Source organism: Flavobacterium sp. CFBP9031, assembly GCF_034044945.1.
Lineage (GTDB): Bacteria > Bacteroidota > Bacteroidia > Flavobacteriales > Flavobacteriaceae > Flavobacterium.
Genome location: NZ_JAXCWF010000012.1, coordinates 158,541 through 182,687 on the forward strand (window position 1 = coordinate 158,541; position 24,147 = coordinate 182,687).

Annotated in this window: 17 protein-coding genes; 7 read left to right on the forward strand and 10 right to left on the reverse strand. The window is 35.5% G+C overall.

The annotated features are described in order from the left end of the window. Positions 1 to 29: 29 nt before the first annotated feature. Positions 30 to 401 carry a group III truncated hemoglobin gene (locus SOM12_RS19340; RefSeq protein WP_095930043.1) on the forward strand — a complete coding sequence of 124 codons (372 nt, stop codon included), beginning with the start codon at positions 30 to 32 and terminating at the stop codon, positions 399 to 401. Between the two features lie 139 nt (positions 402 to 540). Here the strand turns inward: SOM12_RS19340 and SOM12_RS19345 are convergent, their stop codons facing one another. The 7 genes from SOM12_RS19345 to SOM12_RS19375 form a co-directional block, all read right to left on the reverse strand. Continuing rightward, complete coding sequence (locus tag SOM12_RS19345; protein ID WP_095930042.1) at positions 541 to 1,137, reverse strand: Crp/Fnr family transcriptional regulator; 597 nt, start codon at positions 1,135 to 1,137, stop codon at positions 541 to 543. Between the two features lie 183 nt (positions 1,138 to 1,320). Continuing rightward, entirely contained in the window at positions 1,321 to 2,637 is a 1,317-nt protein-coding gene (locus SOM12_RS19350) for an OmpA family protein (RefSeq protein ID WP_172426905.1), read from the reverse strand. Between the two features lie 29 nt (positions 2,638 to 2,666). Then, a complete protein-coding gene (locus SOM12_RS19355; protein ID WP_320494963.1) occupies positions 2,667 to 8,951 on the reverse strand; it encodes an MBG domain-containing protein in 6,285 nt (2,094 codons plus the stop codon). 14 nt (positions 8,952 to 8,965) lie between these two features. Beyond that, entirely contained in the window at positions 8,966 to 10,096 is a 1,131-nt protein-coding gene (locus tag SOM12_RS19360; RefSeq protein WP_320494965.1) for an ABC transporter substrate-binding protein, read from the reverse strand. 49 nt (positions 10,097 to 10,145) lie between these two features. Next, positions 10,146 to 10,733 (reverse strand): phage tail protein, encoded by a 588-nt coding sequence (locus SOM12_RS19365; RefSeq protein WP_320494967.1) that lies wholly within the window; start codon positions 10,731 to 10,733, stop codon positions 10,146 to 10,148. A gap of 210 nt (positions 10,734 to 10,943) precedes the next feature. Further along, positions 10,944 to 13,298 carry a mechanosensitive ion channel family protein gene (locus SOM12_RS19370; RefSeq protein WP_095930038.1) on the reverse strand — a complete coding sequence of 785 codons (2,355 nt, stop codon included), beginning with the start codon at positions 13,296 to 13,298 and terminating at the stop codon, positions 10,944 to 10,946. Positions 13,299 to 13,402: 104 nt separating this feature from the next. After that, on the reverse strand, positions 13,403 to 13,648 hold the full coding sequence (locus tag SOM12_RS19375; protein ID WP_320494968.1) for a redox-active disulfide protein 2: 246 nt from the start codon (positions 13,646 to 13,648) through the stop codon (positions 13,403 to 13,405). An 89-nt stretch (positions 13,649 to 13,737) separates the two neighbouring features. Here SOM12_RS19375 and SOM12_RS19380 point away from each other — a divergent pair, with 89 nt between their 5' ends. Further along, positions 13,738 to 14,031 (forward strand): winged helix-turn-helix transcriptional regulator, encoded by a 294-nt coding sequence (locus SOM12_RS19380; protein ID WP_320494969.1) that lies wholly within the window; start codon positions 13,738 to 13,740, stop codon positions 14,029 to 14,031. A 132-nt stretch (positions 14,032 to 14,163) separates the two neighbouring features. Here the strand turns inward: SOM12_RS19380 and SOM12_RS19385 are convergent, their stop codons facing one another. The 3 genes from SOM12_RS19385 to SOM12_RS19395 form a co-directional block, all read right to left on the reverse strand. After that, a complete protein-coding gene (locus tag SOM12_RS19385) occupies positions 14,164 to 14,493 on the reverse strand; it encodes a DUF4870 domain-containing protein (protein ID WP_095930035.1) in 330 nt (109 codons plus the stop codon). A 133-nt stretch (positions 14,494 to 14,626) separates the two neighbouring features. Then, complete coding sequence (locus SOM12_RS19390) at positions 14,627 to 15,367, reverse strand: LytR/AlgR family response regulator transcription factor (protein WP_095930034.1); 741 nt, start codon at positions 15,365 to 15,367, stop codon at positions 14,627 to 14,629. A gap of 4 nt (positions 15,368 to 15,371) precedes the next feature. After that, positions 15,372 to 17,390 carry a sensor histidine kinase gene (locus tag SOM12_RS19395; protein ID WP_320494970.1) on the reverse strand — a complete coding sequence of 673 codons (2,019 nt, stop codon included), beginning with the start codon at positions 17,388 to 17,390 and terminating at the stop codon, positions 15,372 to 15,374. Positions 17,391 to 17,637: 247 nt separating this feature from the next. Here SOM12_RS19395 and SOM12_RS19400 point away from each other — a divergent pair, with 247 nt between their 5' ends. The 5 genes from SOM12_RS19400 (at position 17,638) to SOM12_RS19420 (ending at position 24,147) form a co-directional block, all read left to right on the forward strand. Next, positions 17,638 to 18,084: a hypothetical protein gene (locus tag SOM12_RS19400; RefSeq protein WP_320494972.1), complete on the forward strand. Its 447-nt coding sequence runs from the start codon at positions 17,638 to 17,640 to the stop codon at positions 18,082 to 18,084. 4 nt (positions 18,085 to 18,088) lie between these two features. After that, a complete protein-coding gene (locus tag SOM12_RS19405; RefSeq protein ID WP_320494974.1) occupies positions 18,089 to 18,550 on the forward strand; it encodes a hypothetical protein in 462 nt (153 codons plus the stop codon). Further along, positions 18,528 to 19,049 (forward strand): hypothetical protein, encoded by a 522-nt coding sequence (locus tag SOM12_RS19410; protein WP_320494975.1) that lies wholly within the window; start codon positions 18,528 to 18,530, stop codon positions 19,047 to 19,049. Before SOM12_RS19405 ends, SOM12_RS19410 begins: the two co-directional genes overlap by 23 nt. A 264-nt stretch (positions 19,050 to 19,313) precedes the next feature. Continuing rightward, a complete protein-coding gene (locus SOM12_RS19415; RefSeq protein ID WP_095930029.1) occupies positions 19,314 to 19,691 on the forward strand; it encodes a hypothetical protein in 378 nt (125 codons plus the stop codon). A gap of 79 nt (positions 19,692 to 19,770) precedes the next feature. Next, complete coding sequence (locus SOM12_RS19420) at positions 19,771 to 24,147, forward strand: CusA/CzcA family heavy metal efflux RND transporter (protein WP_320494976.1); 4,377 nt, start codon at positions 19,771 to 19,773, stop codon at positions 24,145 to 24,147.

The window sequence follows — 24,147 nt, forward strand, 5'->3', positions numbered from 1 at the left end:
TTTTGTTATTTATTCAGAATTAAGAAAATATGAAAACAGACATTAGGAATAAAGAGGATATAGCAGTACTGGTTGATGCTTTTTATTTGCAAGTAAAAACGGACTCAACTATAGGATATTTGTTTACAGAAATCGCTGTGGTAAATTGGGAGAAGCATCTTCCGATTATGTATGATTTTTGGGATAACATCCTTTTTCATACCGGAAATTTTGATGGAAACCCGATGTTGAAACATCGAGTGCTAGATCAGAAAAGTACGCTCACAGAGGCTCATTTTAAACATTGGACTAAACTTTGGAAAAAAACGGTAGATGATTTGTTTGAAGGAGAAAAAGCGGATGAAATAAAATCAAGAGCAGAAAACATTTCGAATTGGATGATGAATAAAGTTATTTCTTAATACAAAAACGGGAACTTCAAAAAAGTTCCCGTTTTTATTCTTAAAGAGATTAGATTTGAATTAATAATTTCTTTTAACCTTATGCAAAAAAAGAAAAAATCAAGCTGTTTTAGTATGATTCAAATCATAACAGATTAAATTAATAAAATAGCTTATGGTCGACAATTTCAATTTTTTTGTTTTTGTTCATGAGTGATAGGGTGCGTATGACGGTTTCTACTCTAAGACCAGTAAAATCTGCAATTTCTTGTCTCGTGTACGGAATTTTCATTTTCATGGAAGAGGCAATATTTTGCTGCTTTTTTAAATTATCTAAAAAATACTGAATGCGATATTCGGGTTTATGATTGACTATATTTTTAGAAAAAACAATTTTATTATAGATTTTCCATGCAAACAATTTTAGGATTTTAAATTGCATTTCTGAATTTTCTTCAAGAAAAGAAAAAAAGTTTGTTTTGGATAGTTTTAAAATAATACAATCGGTTTGTGCAATTGCAGAAGCAGGGTAGGGTTGCCCAATAAAAAGCGGTGGCTCGCCAAAGCTATTTCCTTCATTAAAAATGCCAACCGTTAAATCTTTGCCATCTTCGTTGGTATAGCTCATTTTTACAGTCCCTTCTAAAATTTGGTAATAAGATATGGCGGCATCATTTTCGAAGAAAATAATGGAGTTCTTAGGAACTTTTTTGGCTACAGCTCCCCAGGTATAAAGTAAGTCAGTATCAATGTGCATGGCAAAACAATTAATACGTTGTAAATGATTGGTTAAATGTTTGGAATAGTTTTAATTAAGACAAAGAACGATTTTAAACGGAGAATAAAATATGATAATTGTTAGCTTTTGAATTTTATCAAAAAGAAAAAGCATGAAAAGGAAGTTCTTTTCATGCTTTTTAAAATTATAGATTTTCAGAATTTATCTATCTACTAATGTAAGAGTTACTCTTCTGTTCAGCGGTCTATTTTCTACTGGAGTATTTGGAACCAAAGGTTCGCTTTCACCTTTCGAAAATAAATGCATGCGATTAGATTCAATTCCTTTATTCTGTAAATAATCTGAAACTGCTTGTGCTCTTTTCATTCCAATTTCAAGATTGCGTGCTTCTGTTCCTATATCACAAGTATATCCTGTAATATTCAGATCTATGTCTTTATTTGATTTTAGAATTTTTGCAATTTCATCCAATCTTGTAGCCAATTGTGGCGTTACATCGGTGTTTCCAACTTCTTGGAAAGCAAGCGGTTTTTCAACGTATGTGCGCTCTGTTGTTGTAAGTTCCTTTTTAGCTGGTGGAGTTTCAACTACTTTTTGCTGCACAGGCGCTTTTTCTTGAACAGGCGCTTCAGTTTTAGTTACCACTTCTTCTTTTTGTTGTACGGCTACTGGTTCTGGCTTGTTTTTATTTAGCATAAAACCTAATTTCAGTTGAACACCTGCAGAGAAGTAACGGCTTTCTTGAACAATTTTTCTATTGCCACTCGTACCATTTGCTTGAATGTTATCCAATCCGCTTGGGTTGTACGCAACAATGTTAAGATTGGCATTTTCTTTTGCCATCTCTGTCAAACCGTAGTCCACATATACACCAGTGTAAAGCTGTGTATTCTCTTTTAGTTTGAAAGTAAGACCTGTTTCAACACTTAAAAGAAATGAAGGATCTAAGCTTACGGTTGCTTTATCCTGCCAATTGGTTACTTTACCAAATCCGTGAGAAGGCAGATCATCAATTAAAAGATTCATATCAGGATAGTAACCGCTCAATTGCAATTCTGATGCAGAAGCTTTTGCTGTTTGTTTTCCTGGAAACAGAATTTTTCCTCCAAATCCAAAATAAAGTTGTGTTTGAGATGCAATTGATGTTCTGTACTGCATCATAAGCGGAACTGCAACAGAAATGAAATGCTGATCTTCTTTGTAGTTTGTCGGCGTTACTTGATACTCAAATGCAGAAGTTTGGTCATCAACTTCGTAAGTCGAAATTGTTATTCCATTTTTTAGTTCAAAACTATTCTGATTGTACATTGCATCAATTCCTGTCGAAATTCCCCAATGGCTGCTGAAGAAATAGGTGTAACCGACACCTATTCCTCCGCCAAATTTGAGTTTGCCATCTCCAAAAGTACTATCATAAAGAATTCCTGAAGGGCCTCCATTAATCTTGACATTAATTTCCTGCGCTTTTATTGTGACACTACACAGTAGTAGTATGGCTATTGTGGTTTTAATTTTCATTGCTTGTAATTTTAAATTAAATCTCATTTTTATTTCACCAATAAGTTGATTGTTTTTAACTGGCCGTTTGCCAATTTAAGAACGACAACATATAAGGCTGCCTGCGATGGAGCGATGATTTCATTTTTGGCTTTTACATTTGAAATAGTCTGAACTAATTTTCCTGTAATGTCATAAATAACCACCTCAGATCCATTTAATTGAGAATCGCTAAAATCACACTCTAAAGTAAATTCAGCTCCAGGTTTAACTGGGTTTGGATAGATTTTTATCTTTTTGGTAAAAACTGTTCCAGTAGTCTCAATTGGACAAGATTTAATTGAATTTCCGTTTTTGTCTTTTGCAATTACGTAATAGCTTCCGTTTAAAGGCTGAGTCTCGCTGTAATATTGGCGAGTTGCACCAGAAATAGCTACTCCGTTTTTATACCATTGCCATGCCACGTAATTGTTCGATTTATTATCAAAGAATAGCACATTTGCCCACTGTTGTGTTACAAGTCCAGAATGGCTAACTTCTATTGGTTTAACAACCGCTGTAGCAGCATTATGATTTTGATCACCATTTTGTACAGCTGTAATTGTTGAGCTTCCTGATCCAGTGATGTTTAATGTTGATCCAGAAATTGTTCCTAATGCTGCATTTGCAATAGTGTACGAAATTGGTAATCCGCTGTCTGCTGTTGCAGTTAAGGCTACGTTATTAGAATCTATACATCCAAATTCTAAAGTTTGGTCCCAAGTGATTGTTTGGTCCGCTTTAGTAATTTCAAATTCTGCACCAGTAAAAGCAATTGTATAATCTGCGCCAGCACTAATTGACCCTAACTTAATATTGTATTTTCCAACATTTTCACCAGCATCTCTAGAAAGCAGACCTGTAATTATTGAAGGTGTATCTCCGTTAGCAAAACCTAGTGGTGTGTAATTAAATGCAGGATCTTCTGTGCCGTATACTTTTGTATGTCCTGCTGCTGCAGTTATAGTAAGAGTATATTTTTGAGTCGTGAAACTAACTTCATTTCCATAATTAACAAAACCATTACTATTTATAGCATAAGTTCTAACATAATAAGTTCTGTTTCCTCTAAGACCGGATAATGAATTTGTGAATGTTCCTAATGCGGCAGAAATATTTATTTTAGTATCTGCTGTAGTAGGGCTTGCATGCTGTGCATATACAAAACCAACTTCTGTTAAACAAGATCCACTATCTGTATTTATTCCGTCTGCAGAAGCAGTTCCAGATAAAGAAGCACTATTGACAGTTATTCCAGATACAGCAACAGTATTTAAGGTAACAGGATTTACAGGCTGCAATATTTGTACAGTTAATGAAGCAGTACAAGAATTGTCATCTGTTACAGTTACAGTATAAGTTCCTGTTGTAAGACCCGTTGCTGTTGCAGCCGTTCCTCCAGATGGAGCCCAAGAGTAAGTGTAAGAACCTGTACCACCAGTTACATTTACTGTAGCCGATCCGTTGTTTCCATTATAACATGAAACTTCTACAGTAGTAGCGGTTAAAGTTAAAGCATCTGGTTCTGTAATTTCAATCGTATTAGTAACAGAACATGAGTTTTCATCTGTAACGGTTACCGTATAAGTTCCTGCTGTAAGACCAGTTGCTGTTGCAGCAGTTCCGCCAGAAGGTGCCCATAAATAGCTGTAGTTTCCTGTTCCTCCAGAAGCCACTACAGATGCGGTACCATTATTTCCTCCGTTACAAGATACATTTGTTTGTGTGTCTGTAGCCGAAAGCGTGTTAGGCTCTGTAATTTGTACAGTTTGTGTTACAGTACATCCATTTGCATCGGTTACGGTAACAGAGTAAGTGTTTGGACTTAATCCGGTTGCTGTTGCAGTAGTTCCTCCCGATGGAGACCAAGAGTATGTATAAGTTCCAGTTCCTCCAGAAGGAATTACCGTTGCAGTACCATTATTTGCTTGGTTACATAAAACATCTGTTTTGTCTATTGTTGCAGTAAGTAAAGCAGGTTCAGCAATAGTTACACTTGCTGTTGTCTCACATAAGTTGCTATCTTTTATAAGTACAGTATAGGTTCCCGCCGATAGGCCAGTTGCAGTTGCAGCAGTTCCTCCAGAAGGAGACCATTGGTAGCTATAAGTTCCAGTTCCTCCTGTAACGCTTACAGTTGCAGATCCGTTTGAACCACCATTACAAGAAACATTTGTTTGAGATACTGATGGAGTAAGTGCATTAGGTTCTGTTATGGTAAAACTTTGTGTTTTGGTACATAGATTAGCGTCTTTAACAGTTACCGTGTAAGTTCCAGCAGAAAGTCCATTTGCAGTTGCTGCAGTTCCTCCAGAAGGAGACCATGCATAAGTATAAGTTCCCGTACCTCCAGTTACAGTTACTGAAGCAGATCCGTTTGATCCAGTGTTGCAGGTAACATTTGTTTGTGATGGAGTTATATTAATTGCTGAGGGTTCAGTAATGGTAAAAGTCTTGACAATAGAACATCCGTTTGAAGAAGTAATAGTCACCGAATAGTTTCCTGCGCTAAGATTCACTGCTGTTTCAGTATTACCGCCATAAGGTGCCCAAACATAAGTAAATGGTCCAGGAGCTCCAGATGGAATTACAGAAGCGCTTCCAGTTGATGAACCGTTACATAGTACATTGGTTTGAGCGGCGCTAGCAACGAGAGTATTAGTTGTAGAGATAGTAAAGTTTTTGGTAAGAGTACATCCATTTGCATCTGTAATTATACAGCTGTAATTACCTGCTGCTTTACCTGTAATGAAAGGTGTTGTCTCACCTCCTGGCGACCAAAGATAGCTATAACTTGGTGTACCACCAGATGGTGATACACTTGCTTCTCCACCTGTTGAACAGGTAGCGTTAATGTGAGTAGTAGTAGCGCTTAATGGAGCAGCTGGCTGAGTAATAATGAATGTTTTTGTTATGAAACAACCATTGTTATCTGTGATGGTACAAGTATAAGTATTAGCGGTTAATCCAGTTGCTGTTGCAGCAGTTCCTCCAGATGGTGACCATGAATAGCTATAGTTAGGAGATCCGCCAGAGGCAACAACTGTTGCTGTACCTGTTGCAGAACCATTGCACAAAACTTCCGTTTGTGATTGTGTTGCTGTTAGGACTGCTGGTTGGTCGATAGTATAACTTTGTGCAATCTGACAGTTATTAGCGTCTTTAACTGTAACTGTATAGGTCCCAGCTTGAAGACCAGTTGCTGATGCTGCAGTTCCTCCAGTTGGAGCCCAAGAGTAAGTATAAGTTCCAGCTCCGGTTCCTCCACTAACAGATGCCGTAGCCGTACCATTCGTACCTCCGTTGCAAGAAACATTAGTTTGGCTTGGAGTTATTGATAGAGCAGGTGGCTGGGATATAGTAAAGTCTCTATTTGCTGTACAGCCATTAGCATCGGTTACCGTTACTCTATAAGTGCCAGCAGAAAGTCCTGATGCGGTAGCAGTTGTTTGGACAGGAGTTGTATTCCAAGAGTAAGAATAACTAGGAGTTCCTCCTGATGCTATAACCGTTGCTGTTCCATTACCGCCTGTATAACAAGAAGTATTGTTTATAGTGCCTGCTGTGGTTGTAAGTGCCGTTGTTGGCTGTACGATTGTAAATGCTTGGGTAGCCTGACAATTATTAGCATCAGTAACTGTCACGGTATAATTTCCTGCAGCAAGTCCTGTTGCTGTTGCCGCAGTTCCTCCAGAAGGTGCCCAAGAATAAGTGTAGCCTCCTGCTCCTCCTGTTGCATTAACAGTAGCAGATCCAGTTAGATCATCACGACAGGCTATATTGGTTTGAGCTGCTGGACTTGCAACTAAAGCCCCTGGTTCTGTAATGGTAAATGATTGCGTTGTTTGGCAACTATTAGCATCAGTAACCGTTACGGTATAAGTTCCAGCAGTAAGACCTGTTGCTGTTTCAGCAGTTCCCCCTGATGGAGACCAAGAATAGGTATAACCTGGAGTTCCTCCTGTTGCTGTAACAGTTGCAGATCCAGTTGCAGATCCGTTACATAAAATATCGGTCTGTCCAGCTGCAGATGCGCTTAAAGCTGCTGCTGGCTGGTTAATTGTAAAACTTCTAGTTGTTTGACATGCATTAGCATCAGTTACCGTTACCGTATAAGTACCTACTGCAAGCCCTGTTGCTGTAGCAGTTGTTTGAACAGGAGTGGTATTCCAAGAATAAGTGTAAGTAGGAGTTCCGCCAGTTGGCGCCACAGTAGCAGTACCATTATTACCTCCATTGCAAGATACATCTGTTTTTCCTCCTCCCGTTGCTGCACTTAAAGCTGCTGCAGGCTGATTAATAGTGTAGGAGAATGTTCTTTGACATGAATTAGCATCAGTTATCTTAATGCTGTATGTACCGGCGGTAAGTCCTGTCCTGTCTTCAGTAGTAGGCCCATCATCCCATATGTAGGTGTAAGGACCGATTCCTCCGCCAGGGGTAACGTTTATAGCTCCTGTATTTCCTCCATAACACGCAACTTGGGTTGTAGAACCTATCCCTGTAATTGCAGGAGGCTGAATTACGGTAATGCTATTAATCGTTACTTGGCATGAATTAGCATCTGTAATAGTGACAGAGTAGGTACCTGCTGTTAGGCCTGTTCTATCTTCTGTAGTAGTTACTAGATCATTCCATAAGAATGTATAAGGTCCAATCCCTCCAGTTGGAGTAAGATTTATAGCTCCTGTATTTCCTCCGTTGCAAGCTACATTGGTTACAACAGTTGTTCCGCCAAGTGCTGCTGGCTGGCCAACTGCTATATTACTTACAACCACACTACAATTGTTAGAATCGGTAATAGTAACAGAATATGTGCCTGCTGCAAGATTTGTTCTGTCTTGCGTTGTTATTCCGCCTCCCCAGTTATAAGTGTAAGATCCACTGCCTCCTATAGGAGTTAGATCTATAGATCCATTATTGCCTCCGTTACAAGATACATTACTAATGGTAGTTGTTCCAGAGATAATAGAGTTTTGAGTTATATTAAAGATTTTGGTTATCGAAGTTCCTTCGCCATCTGTTATATTAACAGAATAATTAGATGGCGATAAACCTGTTATTGTTGCTGCAGTCGAACCATTAGACCATGCATAAGTATAAGGTGATTTTCCTCCCGAAGGAACTACTGTTGCTGTCCCATTATTGGTACCATTACAAGTATTTGTTTGTGATTGTGTAGCAGATAGAGCTGCGTTAGTTGTAAATGAGACCGTATTTCCGTATCCAATTCCTACTGAATTTTCCGCATATGCTCTATAATATATCGGTATTCCTGGAGGAAGTCCAGTTACATTTACGGTAAAAGTACCAATACCATTAAGTGTAGCCGTTGATAATTTTGTTACTCCACCACCACCTATCACAGGATTTGTCGTTAATGACCAAACGATACCTCTATCTAGAGTACCAGTATCGCCACCATTATTGTTAAAGCCTCCTAATGTAGCAGTTAGTGCTCCAATATTTGTAGCAGGAGTTGTTGTAGTTACTGTTGGAACTGATGTACAAGTTAAATTTGGAGAATAGTTGCTAGGTAAAATTCCTTGGGTAGTACCAGGAGGAGTTGTACTTGTGGATGTGATTGTCCAATTAGAATAATTATTGATACTTGCTCTTAAAGCAGTAGAAGTACCAGTTAAAGTACCTGTATATTTTGCGAAATATTGACTTTGCTCTGTTACACCAGGAAATAAGGCAACACAGTTTACTCCGTTAGTTAATCCCGGTGGTATGATACTTTCAGCACCGCCGAGATTTAATAAAACTTCGTCATTATTCCAATGTGTATCAGGGTCATAATTGGAAGAATTAAAATCGCCATGAATACCTGCTAAGAAAGTTATGGTAGTTGGTGAAATTACGGGTCTCATGACATTACTAACACTCTGGTATGCAAGCATCTGATCTCCTGAAGATAAGTTAAAACTGTAAACGGGACCTTCTGGATTAATTACAAAATCAGCCACTGATCCGTCTGTTACTGTAAAAATATTGTTTGTTGAAGTTTCTATAACAGAAATGATTTTTCCACAAGTAACGCCAGCAGGTATTGTCCATTTGATGTGTGGCTCGTTACTGCCTATCCAGCCATTTGCATAGAGCCCTTCTTCAGTGAAGTATACAATTTCTCCTGCTGGTAGATTTTTTAGGGCTATAAAGCTGAAACCATCTAGGCCTCCAGTATCAAAGCCGATAAAAGCAATATCACCGGGTCCTAAAGTTTGTCCTTTTATATTTTGATGTAAACCAAAGACGCAAAAGAACGTAAAAAATAAGAGTAATTTTTTTTTCATAACATACAATTTAGTTAATGACATAGATAAGCATTGTCCCAGCCTCCTATATGGTCGGGTTTTGTTAGTGAGGCAAAAGCTTTAATAAAACCGCCATCGTTTAATAACGTTTCAATTTTTCTAAAGCTTATAGTGTTAAAAGAATCCAAATTTAATTGGTATATATAGTGATTGAATAGTGTTCTGTTGGTTGTGGTATCAAATCGGATATTACCTCTTGGGCCATCAATATCTAATTTGTACATTTCTTCAATTAAAGAGCTTGTTTTTAAACTGTCAGCATTTAAAAGTATATTCTTTAATATTAATCCATTTTCGTATCCTAAGACTGAAAAAAGAGAAGGAATATCGTTGTAAACCTCTTTATAAAGTGAAGTAAAATTGGTTGAAGTAGTATCATTTTGCATCCAGCTGCTCACTACATAAAGCTCAGAAGGATTATTTTTATACTCCTCCAAAATTTTATCGTTAATAAAAAAAGGAGTTACATAAAAAGGATACTTTTGAGTAAGTTTATTTTGTTTCAGAAAAGTAGCATTCTCTTCAGCATATAAACCACTATAAAACGCAAAAACAGCATTGGGTTGCTGTGTATTTATAGTATGATCCATATGTAATGCTTCATTTTCTCTTGGCATAAAAGGAGTAATATAATGTCCCGTAAATTGATTTTTTTCTTTAAATGCATATTCTAATGCAGCAAGCAAACCATATCCTGAATCATAAAATGAAGTAGAAGAGGCTATTTGATATTTTTTATTGGTAAAGTATTGGCCTAAATAATAGCAAGAATCTGTTAGTCCTAATGAATTTATAAATATACCTTCATATTCAGATGTTTGATAAGGAGTTGTTGCTCCTAAATCTGCGGCCAAAAATAAGATGTCATTATTAGAAGAATAATTATAAACCTCAGACATGTTGCAATGTCCCATAAAACCAATTATAATTGATACATCTTCTTGAAAATTAAGTTTCTGAATTTTGTCAATTATTAGTTTTTCATCAGCGCCAACACCAATACTCTCTACAAAAAATTTTACGTTTAAATTATTGAGTTTTAAACCCCTTATAAAATCTTTGTCTAATGAAGGATACTGTTGCGACTTTGGAATTAAAATGCCTATTTTAACGTCGTTATCCATAAAATGAGATTAGAAAATAGAGGCAAAAAAATGCCTCTATTTAAGTTTGTTAATTTCTAGAAGGGAAAATCCCAGATAATGCAATACACATATTGATAGCAAGATATGGACTGTGTAAATCAAAAGGTTGAGTGCCTCCAGCTATACTTGTGCTTCCTCCTAAAGTTGCAGTTGCAGAAATACCGCCTATTTTAGCAGTTCCAGTTCCTGGTTCACTGTAGATATTTGGTGTTGAACCGCCTGAAGATAAAGAGTTGTTTCCATTATCAGTGTCGTTAGAAATCGTTCCTCCAGTTGCAGAATTAGTTGTTAAAGCTAATGAAACAGTACCAGTTGTAAGGCTATGTACGTGGGCAGGCATGTTTGGCGTTAATAAAGTCATCGTTTCGCTACCTGCTTTTTGGCCTATTACAAAATTGCTTAAACCTGGTCCTTGACCAAAATGAATAGGAGTTCTTCCTCTTAGATCAGGTAAACCAAATGTGGTGACACCATCACCGCCATAAATTGTGCCAAGCAATGAAAATAAAGCTGAATTCTGAGTGATTGCTACCAGCTGGCCATTACAAGCAGCCCAGCCTCTAGGTGGGTAATTAAATGCGAAACTCAAAATTGTTCCCATGTATACTTCCATCATAATTTTTAAGATTTAATAGTTAATGTTAGTTTTCGTAGTATTTTACTACAATGCTAAATTACTTTATAACTAAATTGTGGGTACACGGGTTTTTACCTGTTTTTAGTAAAATGCTATTATTTAACATATTACTATAAAAAGATAGAAAAATTGCAAATTGTAAGGCATAAAAAAAGGCGGTAATCAATTACCGCCTTTTTTGTCTTAAATCTAACTTGAGAAAGTTAAACCTTTGTTTTTGAAACTGATATAAAGTTCCTGTCGTGCCGAACTTATTGTTTCTTCCGTTCGATAAATACTGCACCAAAACTTGATTAAAAGTTTATATTTTCCGTCAGAAATTGAGCTGTAATATATTTGTGATGGTTTTGAATTGTTTACCAATGGTAGATTAGCAAGCGTTTCATTTACTACAGTATTAATTTCTTCTGGGATTGTTTCTCCATTAATTTCAAAAGTGATTTCAACCAGTTTAAAATTGTCAGTATATGTCCAGTTGGTGATATTTTGAGATAACAAGTTACCATTCGGAATAATGATTTCAGCGCCGTTTGGAGCATTAATTTTAGTGGTACGAAGTCCCATAGACTTGATTCGGCCAGATTCTGAACTAATTTCTACAACATCGCCAACCTGAATTGGCTTATCAAAAATCAATATGATTCCCGAAACAAAATTATTAACCACATTCTGAAGCCCAAGTCCGACACCGACACCTAAAGCTCCCAAAAGAATACTCAATTTATCTAATGGCATTCCAGAAGCTGCAACAGCAAGCAGATAACCGCTTATTAAAACAACCAATCTTGTAATAAGTAATTTGGAGTGCTGTCTTTTATTGATGTTCTCTTCGTTTTCATCGTCAATTTCGCCAAAGAAATAAGCAACATATTTCTGTAGTAAGTGCGCCGCCCAAATAATAATAAAGAATAAAACAACATTGCCTAAAGTAAACGTAATGCTTCCAATGGTATTTGGATGACTTAATAACTTCGCTAAAGCAGCGCGAAGTGATTCCCAGATGTTCAAATTTGAAGCAATTACAATCAGCCACATATAGCTAATGGCAATAATAAATGGCTTTTTCAAAGTGTCGGATAAACTTTCGTAATCAAACATTTTTTCAATTCCTCTTTTTACTCTAGTCGTGTAGATTTGAAGCAAAATAATTTCCAAAATAATCTTCAAAAGCACACTTAAAGCAACAATTTGAGTGAGCGATATAAAAGCTGTAATGCTTAACATATTAGAAAGAGAAACTCTCCCGAATAAATTATAAAGAATAGACAAGACATTTAAGCTAATAAAAATGATACTTGCCCATTTAAAAAAGCCTTTTATATAAAGTTCTTCTTTAAGTGTTTTAATCTGAACCAAACCGTAACGAATACCTAAAATATTAATGGCTACAAAAGCCAATCGTTGCAATAATCCGATTGTAATAAATAAGTCTAGGAAACAAAGAGCAAAGAACAATCCTAAAAGGAAAAGCCAATTTCTCATGGCAACTCCAGACCATTGATTTTTGAAAAGGAAGATTAAAACCCCAAGCAGGAAAAGCTGAATTAATTCTAAAAATAGAGCAGGAGCGTATAAATTGGAGACTACAGCAATGTTTAGCGCAATGACTAAAACGGGCAATAAAACCCCTCGATTTAAATATTTAAAGTTTAAAAGCTGTAGGTTTTCAGCATAACCGTTTGTAGTAAGGTATTTGATATTTCGAGAAATATACCAAAATAAAAGACCCATAAAGAAAAATAGCGTAATAAGCCCGCCAGCTTTGTAACCTAAGTAATACGCAGCGACATTTTCTTCAATTATGATTTTTGCCTTTATATTGTGGGTTACTTTTTTCTTTGTGGCAGAATCGTTAATCTGCCATAAAGAAGGATATTCTTTATTGAAAATACTGATTCCAGATTTCTCCAGTTTTCCTTCAACGGCTACCAAGGCATTAGAAACAGAAATTTTTCGCTGTACGGTAAGTCGTTTTTTATTGTTTAAAGTAGTTTGATTTTTCGTCATTAAACTATCAGTTGCAAGATATCTTTTTTTAAGACTTCCGAATTCCTTCTGAAACTGTTTGCGACGAATAGTGTCTTTTAATAAACTAATTAAAGTTTTGTCTTTACGTAGATCAATTACACGTTTTTTGATGTTCTCAAGATCCAGATTTTTAGCATTAATTGCTTTGTTCTGTTCTTCTAATTCTTGTTGGATTTCTTGTAGAACCAATCGGTACATTTGTTGGTTGCGCACATTCGGATTTGCTCCTTTTAAACTAGCTAAGATCAAATCCAGCTTGCTTTCTGTACGTTTCATTTCGCCAAAAAGATGACGCGTATCGCCTGCAAAATCAATATCATTGTAGGCAGATTCTAATACTTCGCTGGCTTTTTCAATAGCCATTAAATAATCGCTGTCTGTGGCTGTAGAGTCGTTAAATAGTCTTCCGCGGCTTTCTTTTTTAACGGTTTGTTGCTGTTGCGCGTAGTTGAACTGCGAAAATAATAGAAGTAAAAATAAGGAGGAAAAATAAAAAGTCTTTTTGCTAATAATCATAATTTATGGGCTTATTTAGGGAGCCCAAATGTAATTTTTTTTGCAAGACTTTTAGTTAAGAAAAATGAAATTTAAATAAAGAAAAACGATCTCATTTTGTGCTTCTATTCGAGGTTTCGTGTAGCGATTTCTTCTTGAATCTCTTTTAGAAAATTAGAATTGACAATAAGAAAAGCCATAGATAAAGGAAAGACCATTAAAGATAGAAATCCTTTTTTGAGGAAAATAAATACAATAAGGAGAAGTAATAAGATGGCAATTAGAATCAAAACCTTAATGGTTGTTTTAATTGTTTTTTGCGTTTTTAATAACTCTTCGATACTCATTTCGCTTGGTTTCTTTGCTTTCATTTTATATTTTTACTTAGAATTAAAGCAAATTTTAATTAAAAAACGTTCGAAAACAATAGGTCAATTTTTTTTGACTACCCCAATTAATTATGGAAGAAATAGAAACTTGTCCAGCACAAAGACTCTTAAAAATGTTATCTGGCAAATGGAAAGCAGAAATTTTTCGTTTGGCTACAGAATCGCCTTTACGTTTTAATAATTTGCTACGCCAAATTCAAGGCTCAAATAAGCAATCTTTGGCTACAGCTTTAAAAGAATTGGAAGAAGAAGGTTTGTTGGAAAAGGTAACTATTAAACTAAAACCTCTTCATATCGAGTATAATTTAACAGAAAAAGGAAAAGCTTTAATTCCTGTTTTTCAGCAATTGGAAGGTTTGGCATAAATTTTTAGTTTTTGTTTTAAAAGTAGAAAGATCCTCAAATACTATTCGGCGCTACCATAGCTACAGAAGTTCTCTGAGAATCATCTCCTACATCCAAAAAATAAAAACGTCAGCTAAAAAAAGCAAGACCGGTTAGTCAATAAAGCTGAATTTATCTTCAAAAACTTGTCCAACTAACGGAATAGGTTTCTTTTGTTCGTTAGCCGCATTTATGATTCCGAAAATCCATAAAATAAAAATAACGTATCCGATATAGCTTAAAAAGTAAAGCGCTGGAACGATCGTTACAATAATAGACAAAGCAACATTTACGACTAAAGAAACCAGAAAAATTCCGAATCCTTGTTTTAAATGGTATCTTACCAAATCACTTTTAGGTGTTAAATCTTTACTTTTAACAAAAGCTATAATCCAACCAATAATAGTGACATAGCTAAGAATAGAAAGGGTTTTATTATTCATAGTTTAAGTTATTTATTGGGTCAAAAATAGAAACTAGGAATAGGACCTGAAACAGTTACTTTGTCTACTGTGCTTTTTGGTTGGTATTGGTTGCATTTAAATCGGTAAGAGGTAAAATGTGTTTTTTAAAAGGTTAAATTTCTTCTTTCATTAATTTGAAAAATTGCTCCTTTTTTCCTCGTGAAATGGGCACAACCGATTTGTCATTCATATGAACCATTCCTTCGCGAGAATAACTTATAATAGAATTTACATTGATTAAATGCGATTGATGAATGCGGAAAAACATTGGAGGCTCCAGCAAATCTTCATAATTTTTTAAAGGTTTAGAAACCATAATTTTTCGGCCATCGGTCAAAAAGAAAGTGGTGTAAGAACCCGAAGTTTCGCATCTTGTAATTTGTTCTAATTTAACTACATACATAGCCTCTTGTGTGGGCAATATAATGCGGTCGGGAGTTTTGGTAAGGTTATTTTGCAGTTCGCTTAATTGCTGTTTTTCTAAAACTCTTTCTTGTAAAAGCGAAATCCTTTCAATTGCAGTTCTAAGTTCGTCTGGATCAATTGGTTTTAGCAGATAATCTATTGCGCTGTATTTGAAAGCATTAATGGCATGCTGCTCGTAAGCGGTTGTAAAAATAAGATGAAAAGAGTTGAAGGAAATTTGTTTTAGAACATCAAATCCAGTTCCGTTTTGAAGCATAATATCCATAAAAACCAAATCGGGCTGCATGCGGTCAATTAATTTTACAGCTTCTTCGACACTTTCCGCGTAAGCGATAATTTGAATTTCTTCTGGAGCAACCATTTCCAACATAATGGATAAAGCTTCGCGAATGCGCTGTTCGTCTTCTATAATGATAGTTTTGTACATTTTTTTACAATATTGGAATATTAATAATAACAATGCAGCCCGTTTCTCCGTTGTCTGCATTGCGCTCTAAAACCTGAAAACCAGCATACGGATGGTCTTTTTGCATTTTTGCTAATCTTTCGTCAGTAATTGTCGTAGAAAGAGAGGTATGATTTTCGTTTGTTTTCAATTTTCTCGAAGCTGTAAGTCCGATTCCGTTGTCTTTTATGGTGCAGATTAGATTTTTTTGTTCCGTTTGCTGTGAGAAATTAATCTGCAATAGACCTTTTTCTTCTTTTGGTTTTGGTTTTAATCCGTGTTCAACAGCATTTTCAATAAAAGGCTGAATTAAAAGTGGCGGAATAAGAATGTCCTCTTTAACAGATTCGTCACAAACAATCGCATATTCAAAACTATTATTAAGACGCAACTGCTGCAATTCGATGTAATTTTTTAAAGTACCAATTTCTTCTTCTAACGAAATGGTTTCCTTTCTCGATTGTTCTAGAATCTGGCGTGTGAGTTTGGCAAATTTATTCAAATAAGAAACTGCCGGAATCGTATCTTTCTGCAAAATCATACTCTGAATATTTCCCAAAGCATTAAAAATAAAATGCGGATCCATTTGAGAACGCAATAATCTTCTTTCTAATGAAAGTCTAGTTGCAAGGTTTTCAATGGTTTCTTTTTCCATTAATTGCAGTTTTAATTCACTATTGGTTTGTTCTTGCTTTAAAATTTCCTCACGCTTTAAATAATAACGCTGCCTGAAATAGTAGGAACGAAACATAAAAACAAGTCCAAGCAACAGAACTCCAGCAATTCCGTAGCCTAAAAGTTTATTTTGCTGCTCCAACTCATTTTCCAATTCAAGCTGTTTTATACGCTCCATTTTCTTAGAAGACTCAAATCTGGCATCTGCGTTTTGTAAAAGCTTCTGAGTGGTTTCATTATATTTTAACTGATTGTATTTCGTAAACAAGGTATCGTATGCATAATATGCTTCAAAATCATGACGTTTTGCAGAAACTTCTTTTAAGCAATTGTAAAAAGTAGCCAATAAATAATTATCGGTGTAAGGTAGGCTAAGCTGGTATTTTATTCCTTCAATAAAAAGCATTTCGGCTTTTACATAATTTCCTTTTTCGGTATAATAAAAACCTTGAAGGCCTATGGCGCTTCTGTAAATGATTTTAATATTGTATTTTTTGGCAATTGCAGTAGCTTTTTCGAGGTTGTCAAGCAATGCAGTTTCATTAATTGGTTTCGGACCTTTAGAATAAAGATCTGCCAGATTGATGTAGGCGATTCCGATGTTGCTTTTGCTAATGATATCAAAAGATTCTTTTTCGGCAAGTGCAACTGTAGTTTTTAAAAAATTTAAAGTCTTTTGCCAATCTTTCTCTGTTCCAGATTCGAGTTTATCGGTCAAATAACCTCCGTAAGCCAATCTTGCATACAATTTACTTTCGGGATCTTTTGCTTTATAAGCATGTTCTAAAGCCTCTTGCGCATATTTATGAACTTTTTCTGACGATGCTGGAGAAAATAGATACGATATGTCGGACGCAATTTTAGCGCATTGATCATGAGCATTTATTTTTGAGAAAAGCGTATACGAATGCAATAAATGGTCGATGGCCTGAGGTTTATCATCTATATAAGACTTTAAATTTCCCATTGCTAGAGAAGCAAAAGCTTTAACTCTTATTTGGTTGCTTTTTTGAGCTAATATATAAGCTGTGTCTGCATAACGAGTAAATTCTTTTAAATGCAATAAACGCCTTTGTGTAAGAGCGAGATATGAATAACAAATAACCTCATCGTCGATATTCTTTTTTTTCTTGGCTAAAGCAAGAGCTTGCTGCTGAATTTTTTTACTGGCAGACGAATCAGAAAAACGTTTGGAATAGCCATAGGAAGCAATCTTTTCGACAGCCGAAATTTGTGCATTTATAGGGGCGATGAAAACCAAAAAAAGAAACGAGAACAAGCATTTCGTTTTCCTGTTTTTAATCTGATTTAAAGTAGTTTTTTTGTGCATATATTGTGGTAATTGATGCCAAAGTACAAATTGAAAATAGACTGACCAAAAAAATCACTCCTCAAATTTGACAAGAAATTCCCTTGTAAAGTCTCTGTTTAGAAGTGGTTAAAGAGCACTTTTTCTCGATACTGGTATAGAATTACCAAATAAAAATCTAAAGCATCCATTTGCCAATTTCGAATTGTAGCAAGTTGATCTTAGTAGTAATCTTGCTGATATAAATTATTTTTAAAACTATAAAATTATGAATAAGATTTTTTTTACATTGTTAATGGTTGCTTGCCTTTTTATATCATCATTAAGTTATGGGCAAGAAGATAAACGCATTAAAATAGAAATCGCTTTGAAAGATGGTAACAAAACGACAAAAGCGGTATTGCGATCTGCTACATTTTCTTTTACCAAATCTACCGTTAGTGGAACAGAGTCGGAGGTAAAAAACAATTATTATTTTTCTCTTGATTTTGAAAAACAAGATATTGCCTTACTGGCAGTTTTAATGAAAAATAAAGCTGGAGTCGATGGTCAGATTACCATGACTGATACATTTGGAAAGCTTCCGACGAGAAAATTTGATTTCACAAAAGGAAGAGTAGATTCTTTAAGCGATCAATTAACTGCCGATTATACGAGCGCTTACATTTCACTTCTTTGTGATTCTCTGATTATTGATGGCGTTAAAATTGAGTAGAGAGATGAATCAACTTAAGAAATTCACAAAAGAAGGAAATCTGTATGTCATGAAAAGGCAATACGGCTTTGGACTAATTGTGGTACTCGGAATGATTGCTTTTACTATTGGAGGCATTTATTATAAAAATAATGCAGTAATTGGCATTTTTGGAGTCTTGGCTGTTATATGCTTTATTTCGATTTGGCAGGAAGGATTTAGTATTGATCTCGACAGAAAGGAGTTTAGAATAAAAAACGGATTGATTAACAAACCCGTTCTGATTCCGATTGCTGATTTTCTCAATTTTGAATTGGTCAAAGTGAAATATAATCTTATTACAACAAACGTTTCCTTAAATCTTTATTACAAAAAAGAAAACAAGGAGAAATGCACCGGAATCGCTCAAGCTTTTACAACTAGATCCATGCAGAATTTGATGAATGAAATTAATGAAATTTTAGATGAGCATTCGAGAAAGATATAACATCGAAGAAACGCTTCATTCATTTTCATTAAATCCGCAAAAGCCATCACTAGATCAATCATGGTGGTTTTTGGTTGGAATAGCGGCAGGAGTAATAGCTTTACTATTGTTTTTTAATGATCTAGGAGAAGAAATGCGCTGGGTGATTGGTGTATTTTTAGTATACTTTTTGGTTCATTTTTTATATGATATTCAAATAGCTGCTAAAATTCAGTTTACGTTTGATGCTCGTAATAATGCCGTTTATAAAACAAGTCCGTTACTTTCAAAAAAGAAAATAATGAATTTGGATGAAGCTATAATTTTTGTTCAATCAGAAATGGGAAGCTGGCATTATGCTTTAGGAGCAAAGAAAAGCCAGTTTATTAAGAATTATAGAATTAGTGAAGGATTTAGTTCAGGGAGAAAAAGCGACAAAAGGCAAGACGCCTACGAGAATCTGATTTTAGTAAAAATAGGTAAGCTTCAAGAAAATGCAAATTCCAATCGCAATACTTAAATTCTGTACTAAAAATACAGTTGCAAAAAATTAAAAACACAAACGGGTTAATTCAATAAGAATTGACTCGTTTTTGTTTTATAAAGAAGAATAGCAGCATTGAAAGCTAGGAAGATAGGATTAGATTTTGACGATTTGATAGTAAACAAGCTTCATCAATATTGGATGCAGTAAAAGCGGTATTGCATATTTCTAAATTGTTAAAAGACCCTTTTGCTAGTTTAAAAAGATGAAATCTTAGAGAATTTAAATTAAATTTGCTTCGTGCGAAAACTAATTGTCTACATATTCATTTTTCTAATCGCTTCAAACAGCAGTTTTGTGCAGCAGTTCTATAAACTGCCAATTCTGATAGAACATTTTCAGGAACATAAAAAACTGCAAGGCGTAAGCTTTATAGATTTCTTGTCTATGCATTATTGGGGAGAAGATTTAAAAGACAATGACGGAGATCGAGATATGCAGCTTCCTTTTAAAACCATTAGCAGCAGTTCGGTTCACTTTGTTTTTATTTTAGACGACAAAGACTTACTTCCGGTTCCTTTCAATCCAGAATTACCACAATCAAAAATTCCAACTTACAGATCAGATCTTTTTTCAGATCCGAATCTGCTTTCTCTATTTAGACCTCCGATTGCATAATTAATTTTTAAATTTTTCTTGAAGTGACTGATACATAGTGTTTTTAGTTGCTCATTTATTATTTTTTAATTAATAAAATATGCTTAATAAAGTAATTCAGTTCTCAGTTAAGAACAAACTGGCAATTGGAATCTTTACACTGCTGTGGATTATCTACGGTGTGTATGAGGTTACCCAATTACCAATTGATGCTGTACCAGACATCACTAATAATCAGGTACAAATTATCACAACAGCTCCATCGCTTGGCGCAGAAGATGTAGAGAGATTAATTACATTTCCAATTGAGCAAGCCATCAGTAATATTCCAAATTTAAAGGAAAGCAGAAGTATTTCCCGTTTCGGGCTTTCGCTTGTAAGTGTTGTCTTTGAAGACGATGCAGATGTATATTGGGCACGTCAGCAAATTGCAGAAAGATTACAGCAAGTAGAAATTGATCGGAATGCAAATTCGCCCGAAATGGCGCCTGTAACAACGGGTTTGGGAGAAATCTATCAATACGTTTTAAAACCAAAACCAGGTTACGAAGAAAAATATTCCTTAGAAGATTTACGAACCATTCAAGATTGGACCATCAGAAGACAGCTTTTGGGAACAAAAGGAATTGCTGATGTTTCTACTTTTGGCGGAAAATTAAAACAGTATGAAATCGCTGTAAATCCGGCACGATTAAAAGCTCAGAATTTAACGATAAGTGAAGTTTTTACCGCTTTAAATAGTAGTAACGAAAACACTGGTGGAGCTTATATCGAGAAAGGACCAACAGTTTCTTACATTAGAAGTACTGGTTTAGCTAAAAGCCTTAAAGACATTGAAAACATTGTGGTTAAAAGCACACAAGGTGGACTTCCTATTTTGATAAAAGATGTTGCCGATGTTAAGATTTCTTCAGCGATTCGCTACGGTGCTTTAACGACAGATGAATATGGAGAATCGGTTGGTGGTATTGTAATGATGCTGAAAGGGGAAAACGCCAATAATGTTATTGTTAACGTAAAAGATAAAATTGCTCAAATCGAGAAAATTCTTCCCGAAGGATTAAAAATTGAGCCGTTTCTAGATCGAACTAAAATGGTAGACAATGCCATTGGAACAGTTGAAAAAAACTTAATTGAAGGAGCTTTAATTGTCGTTCTAATTCTGGTTTTATTCTTAGGAAATCTTAGAGCAGGTTTTATTGTAGCTTCTGTAATTCCGTTAGCGATGCTTTTTGCCATTATTATGATGAATACTTTTGGCGTAAGCGGAAATTTAATGAGTCTTGGAGCATTAGATTTCGGATTGATTGTAGACGGAGCTGTAATTATTGTGGAAGCGATTCTGCATCATCTTCACAGTTCTAAAAAATACCAAGTCTCAAATGATATTTCGCAAGAGCAAATGGATAAGGAGGTTACAGGTTCGGCAGCACGTATGATGAATGCGGCAGTTTTTGGGCAAATTATTATTTTGATTGTGTATTTGCCTATTCTTTCTTTACAAGGCATTGAAGGTAAAATGTTCAAGCCAATGGCGCAGACTGTTGCTTTTGCCATTTTAGGAGCTTTTATTTTGTCATTGACTTATGTGCCAATGGTTAGCGCTTTATTTCTAAGTAAAAAAATCAGTCCTAAAAAGAACCTTTCAGATCGTATTATGGAAAGATTAGAAAACGCTTATGAAGGTTGGCTTACCAAAGCTTTACGTATTAGAAAAGCAATTGTTATTGGCGCATTTGTACTTTTTGGAATAGCCGTTTTGTTATTCGGAAGAATGGGTGGAGAGTTTATTCCGCAATTGGAAGAAGGAGATTTTGCTGTTGAAACCCGATTGCTACTAGGAACCAATCTTTCTACAACAACAGAAACCATTACAAAAATTTCTAAAGAATTAAAGAAAGAATATCCAGAAGTAGAGCAAGTGGTGTCGAGAATTGGAAGCGCAGAAATTCCAACCGATCCAATGCCAATTGAAGGCGGAGATATGATTATTGTTTTAAAGGACAAATCGGAATGGACAAGTGCTTCTTCGTTTCCTGAATTGGCAGATAAAATGACCAAAACCGTTAAACGAATTGCGCCTGGAGTTACAACTGGATTTCAGTTTCCTGTTCAGATGCGTTTTAACGAATTGATGACAGGAGCGAAACAAGATTTGGTTTGTAAAATTTACGGGGAAGATCTTCAGAAGCTTTCAGAATATGCTGAAAAACTGGGAGCAATTAGTAAAACCGTTGAAGGTGCAGCCGATTTATATGTAGAAAAAGTAACCGGAATGCCTCAAATCGTAATTGATTACAATTGGGCAGAAATGGCAAAATACAGTTTGCGTGTGGCAGATGTAAATGCAACGATTAACGCCGCTTTTGCAGGTGCTGTTGCCGGAAGTATTTACGAAGGTGAAAAGCGTTTCGACATGGTTGTTCGCGTTGAAGACAACGGAAGAAAAGGAATTGAAGATGTTCGAAACCTCTTAATTGCAACGCCTTCCGGAATGCAGATTCCGCTTTATCAAGTCGCAAAAGTAGAGGAAGTAGAAGGTCCGAACCAGATTCAGAGAGAAAATGCAAAACGTAGAATCATTGTCGGATTTAATGTTCGCGGAAGAGACGTTCAATCTATCGTTGAGGAATTACAGCAAAAAGTAAATCAGCAAATTAAATTTGATCCTGGTTATTATATTACATACGGAGGAGCTTTTGAGAACCTTCAGCAGGCAAAAGCCAGATTGGGAGTTGCGGTTCCGGCTGCTTTATTAATGATTTTTGCTCTGTTGTATTTTGCTTTTAGATCGTTTAAAGAAGGAATTATCATTTTTACAGCAATTCCGTTATCTGCAATTGGTGGCGTATTCGCGCTGGTAATGCGCGATATGCCTTTTAGTATTTCTGCCGGAGTTGGATTTATTGCGCTCTTTGGTGTTGCAGTACTAAACGGAATTGTATTAATATCCGAATTTAACCGAATTCAGAAACAAGGAGAAATTACCGATCCTTTCCAGATTATTTTATTGGGAACAAAAAACAGGTTGCGTCCCGTTTTAATGACGGCTGCTGTAGCTTCTCTCGGATTTCTTCCGATGGCGTTGAGCAACGGAGCAGGAGCAGAGGTACAACGTCCACTGGCAACCGTGGTTATTGGCGGATTAGTTACAGCGACTCTTTTAACGCTTTTTGTACTTCCAGCGATTTATTTAATGACGTATCACGCTAAAGTTTTTACTAAAGAAAGAAAAAAGCACATGAATAATTTAACCATTTTATTGAGTATTCTTTTTATTGGGAATATGGCAAAAGCGCAAGAATTACCCATTTCGCTTGACGAATCCATTTCAATTGCGATTCAAAATAACAGAACGATTAAATCGGCTAAATTGAACGAGCAGTCGAAAAGCTACTTGCAAAAATCGGCTTATAATATTCCCCAAACACAAATCGACGCCGATTACGGACAGTTTAATAGCATTCAAAACGACACTCGTTTTGGAATTAGCCAGACTTTTGCTTTTCCAACAGTTTATAGCAATCAGAAAAAAGCCTTAAAAGCTGATTTTAGTAAAGCTAAAGCCGAAGTGCAATTGACTTCGCAAGAAATCAAAACTCAAGTTCGAAATATATACTATGATTATTTGTGGTTGAACAGCAAAAAAGAACTTTTAGTTTACGCTGATTCGATCTACAGGATTATGGAGAAAAAATCAGATTTGAGATTTAAAGCGGGAGAAGCAAATGTTTTAGAAAAAAGCACTTCGCAATCTGCGAGACAATTTTACAGCAATCAGCTTGTAATGGTTAATAGAGATATTGAAATTGCTTTGAATTCGTTTAATGCCATTCTTCAAGATAAAGTGGAATACGCTCCAAAAAAGATGAATTTGAAAGCAGTTTTAAATCATTCGTCTATAGAAAATGTAAAAACAGAAAATCTTCCAGCAGTGCAGCGTTCGCAGTTTGAATCGGAAGCGGCTAAGTTCAGATGGAAAACAGAAGGAGCAAAATTACTTCCTGAAATTACTTTGGGATATAACAATTTGAGTATTATTGGAACTCAAACCAATACTTCAGGTCAGGAAGTTTATTATGGTAGTGGACAAAGATTTAATTATGTAAATGCAGGACTTTCAATTCCGCTATTTTTCACAAGTCAGTCGGAACGAAAAAAGGCTGCAAAGGCTGAATACGAAAGCTATGTTGAACTTTCTGAGGCGGCTAAAATCGAGGTGAAAACGAACATTGAAAACGCAGATCGTGAGCTAAAAAAATATCAAGAAAGCTTACAGTATTATGAAACTGACGGATTAAAAAATGCTCAAACCATTATTGAAGCTTCAAGCAGTCAATTGCAAAATGGAGATATCGATTATTTGCAATGGGTTTTGGTAGTCAATCAGGCTATTACAATCAAAAGTGAATATTTAGACGCGCTTAATGCTTACAATAGAGCAGTTGTGACACTTCAAAATCTTAATAATATTTAA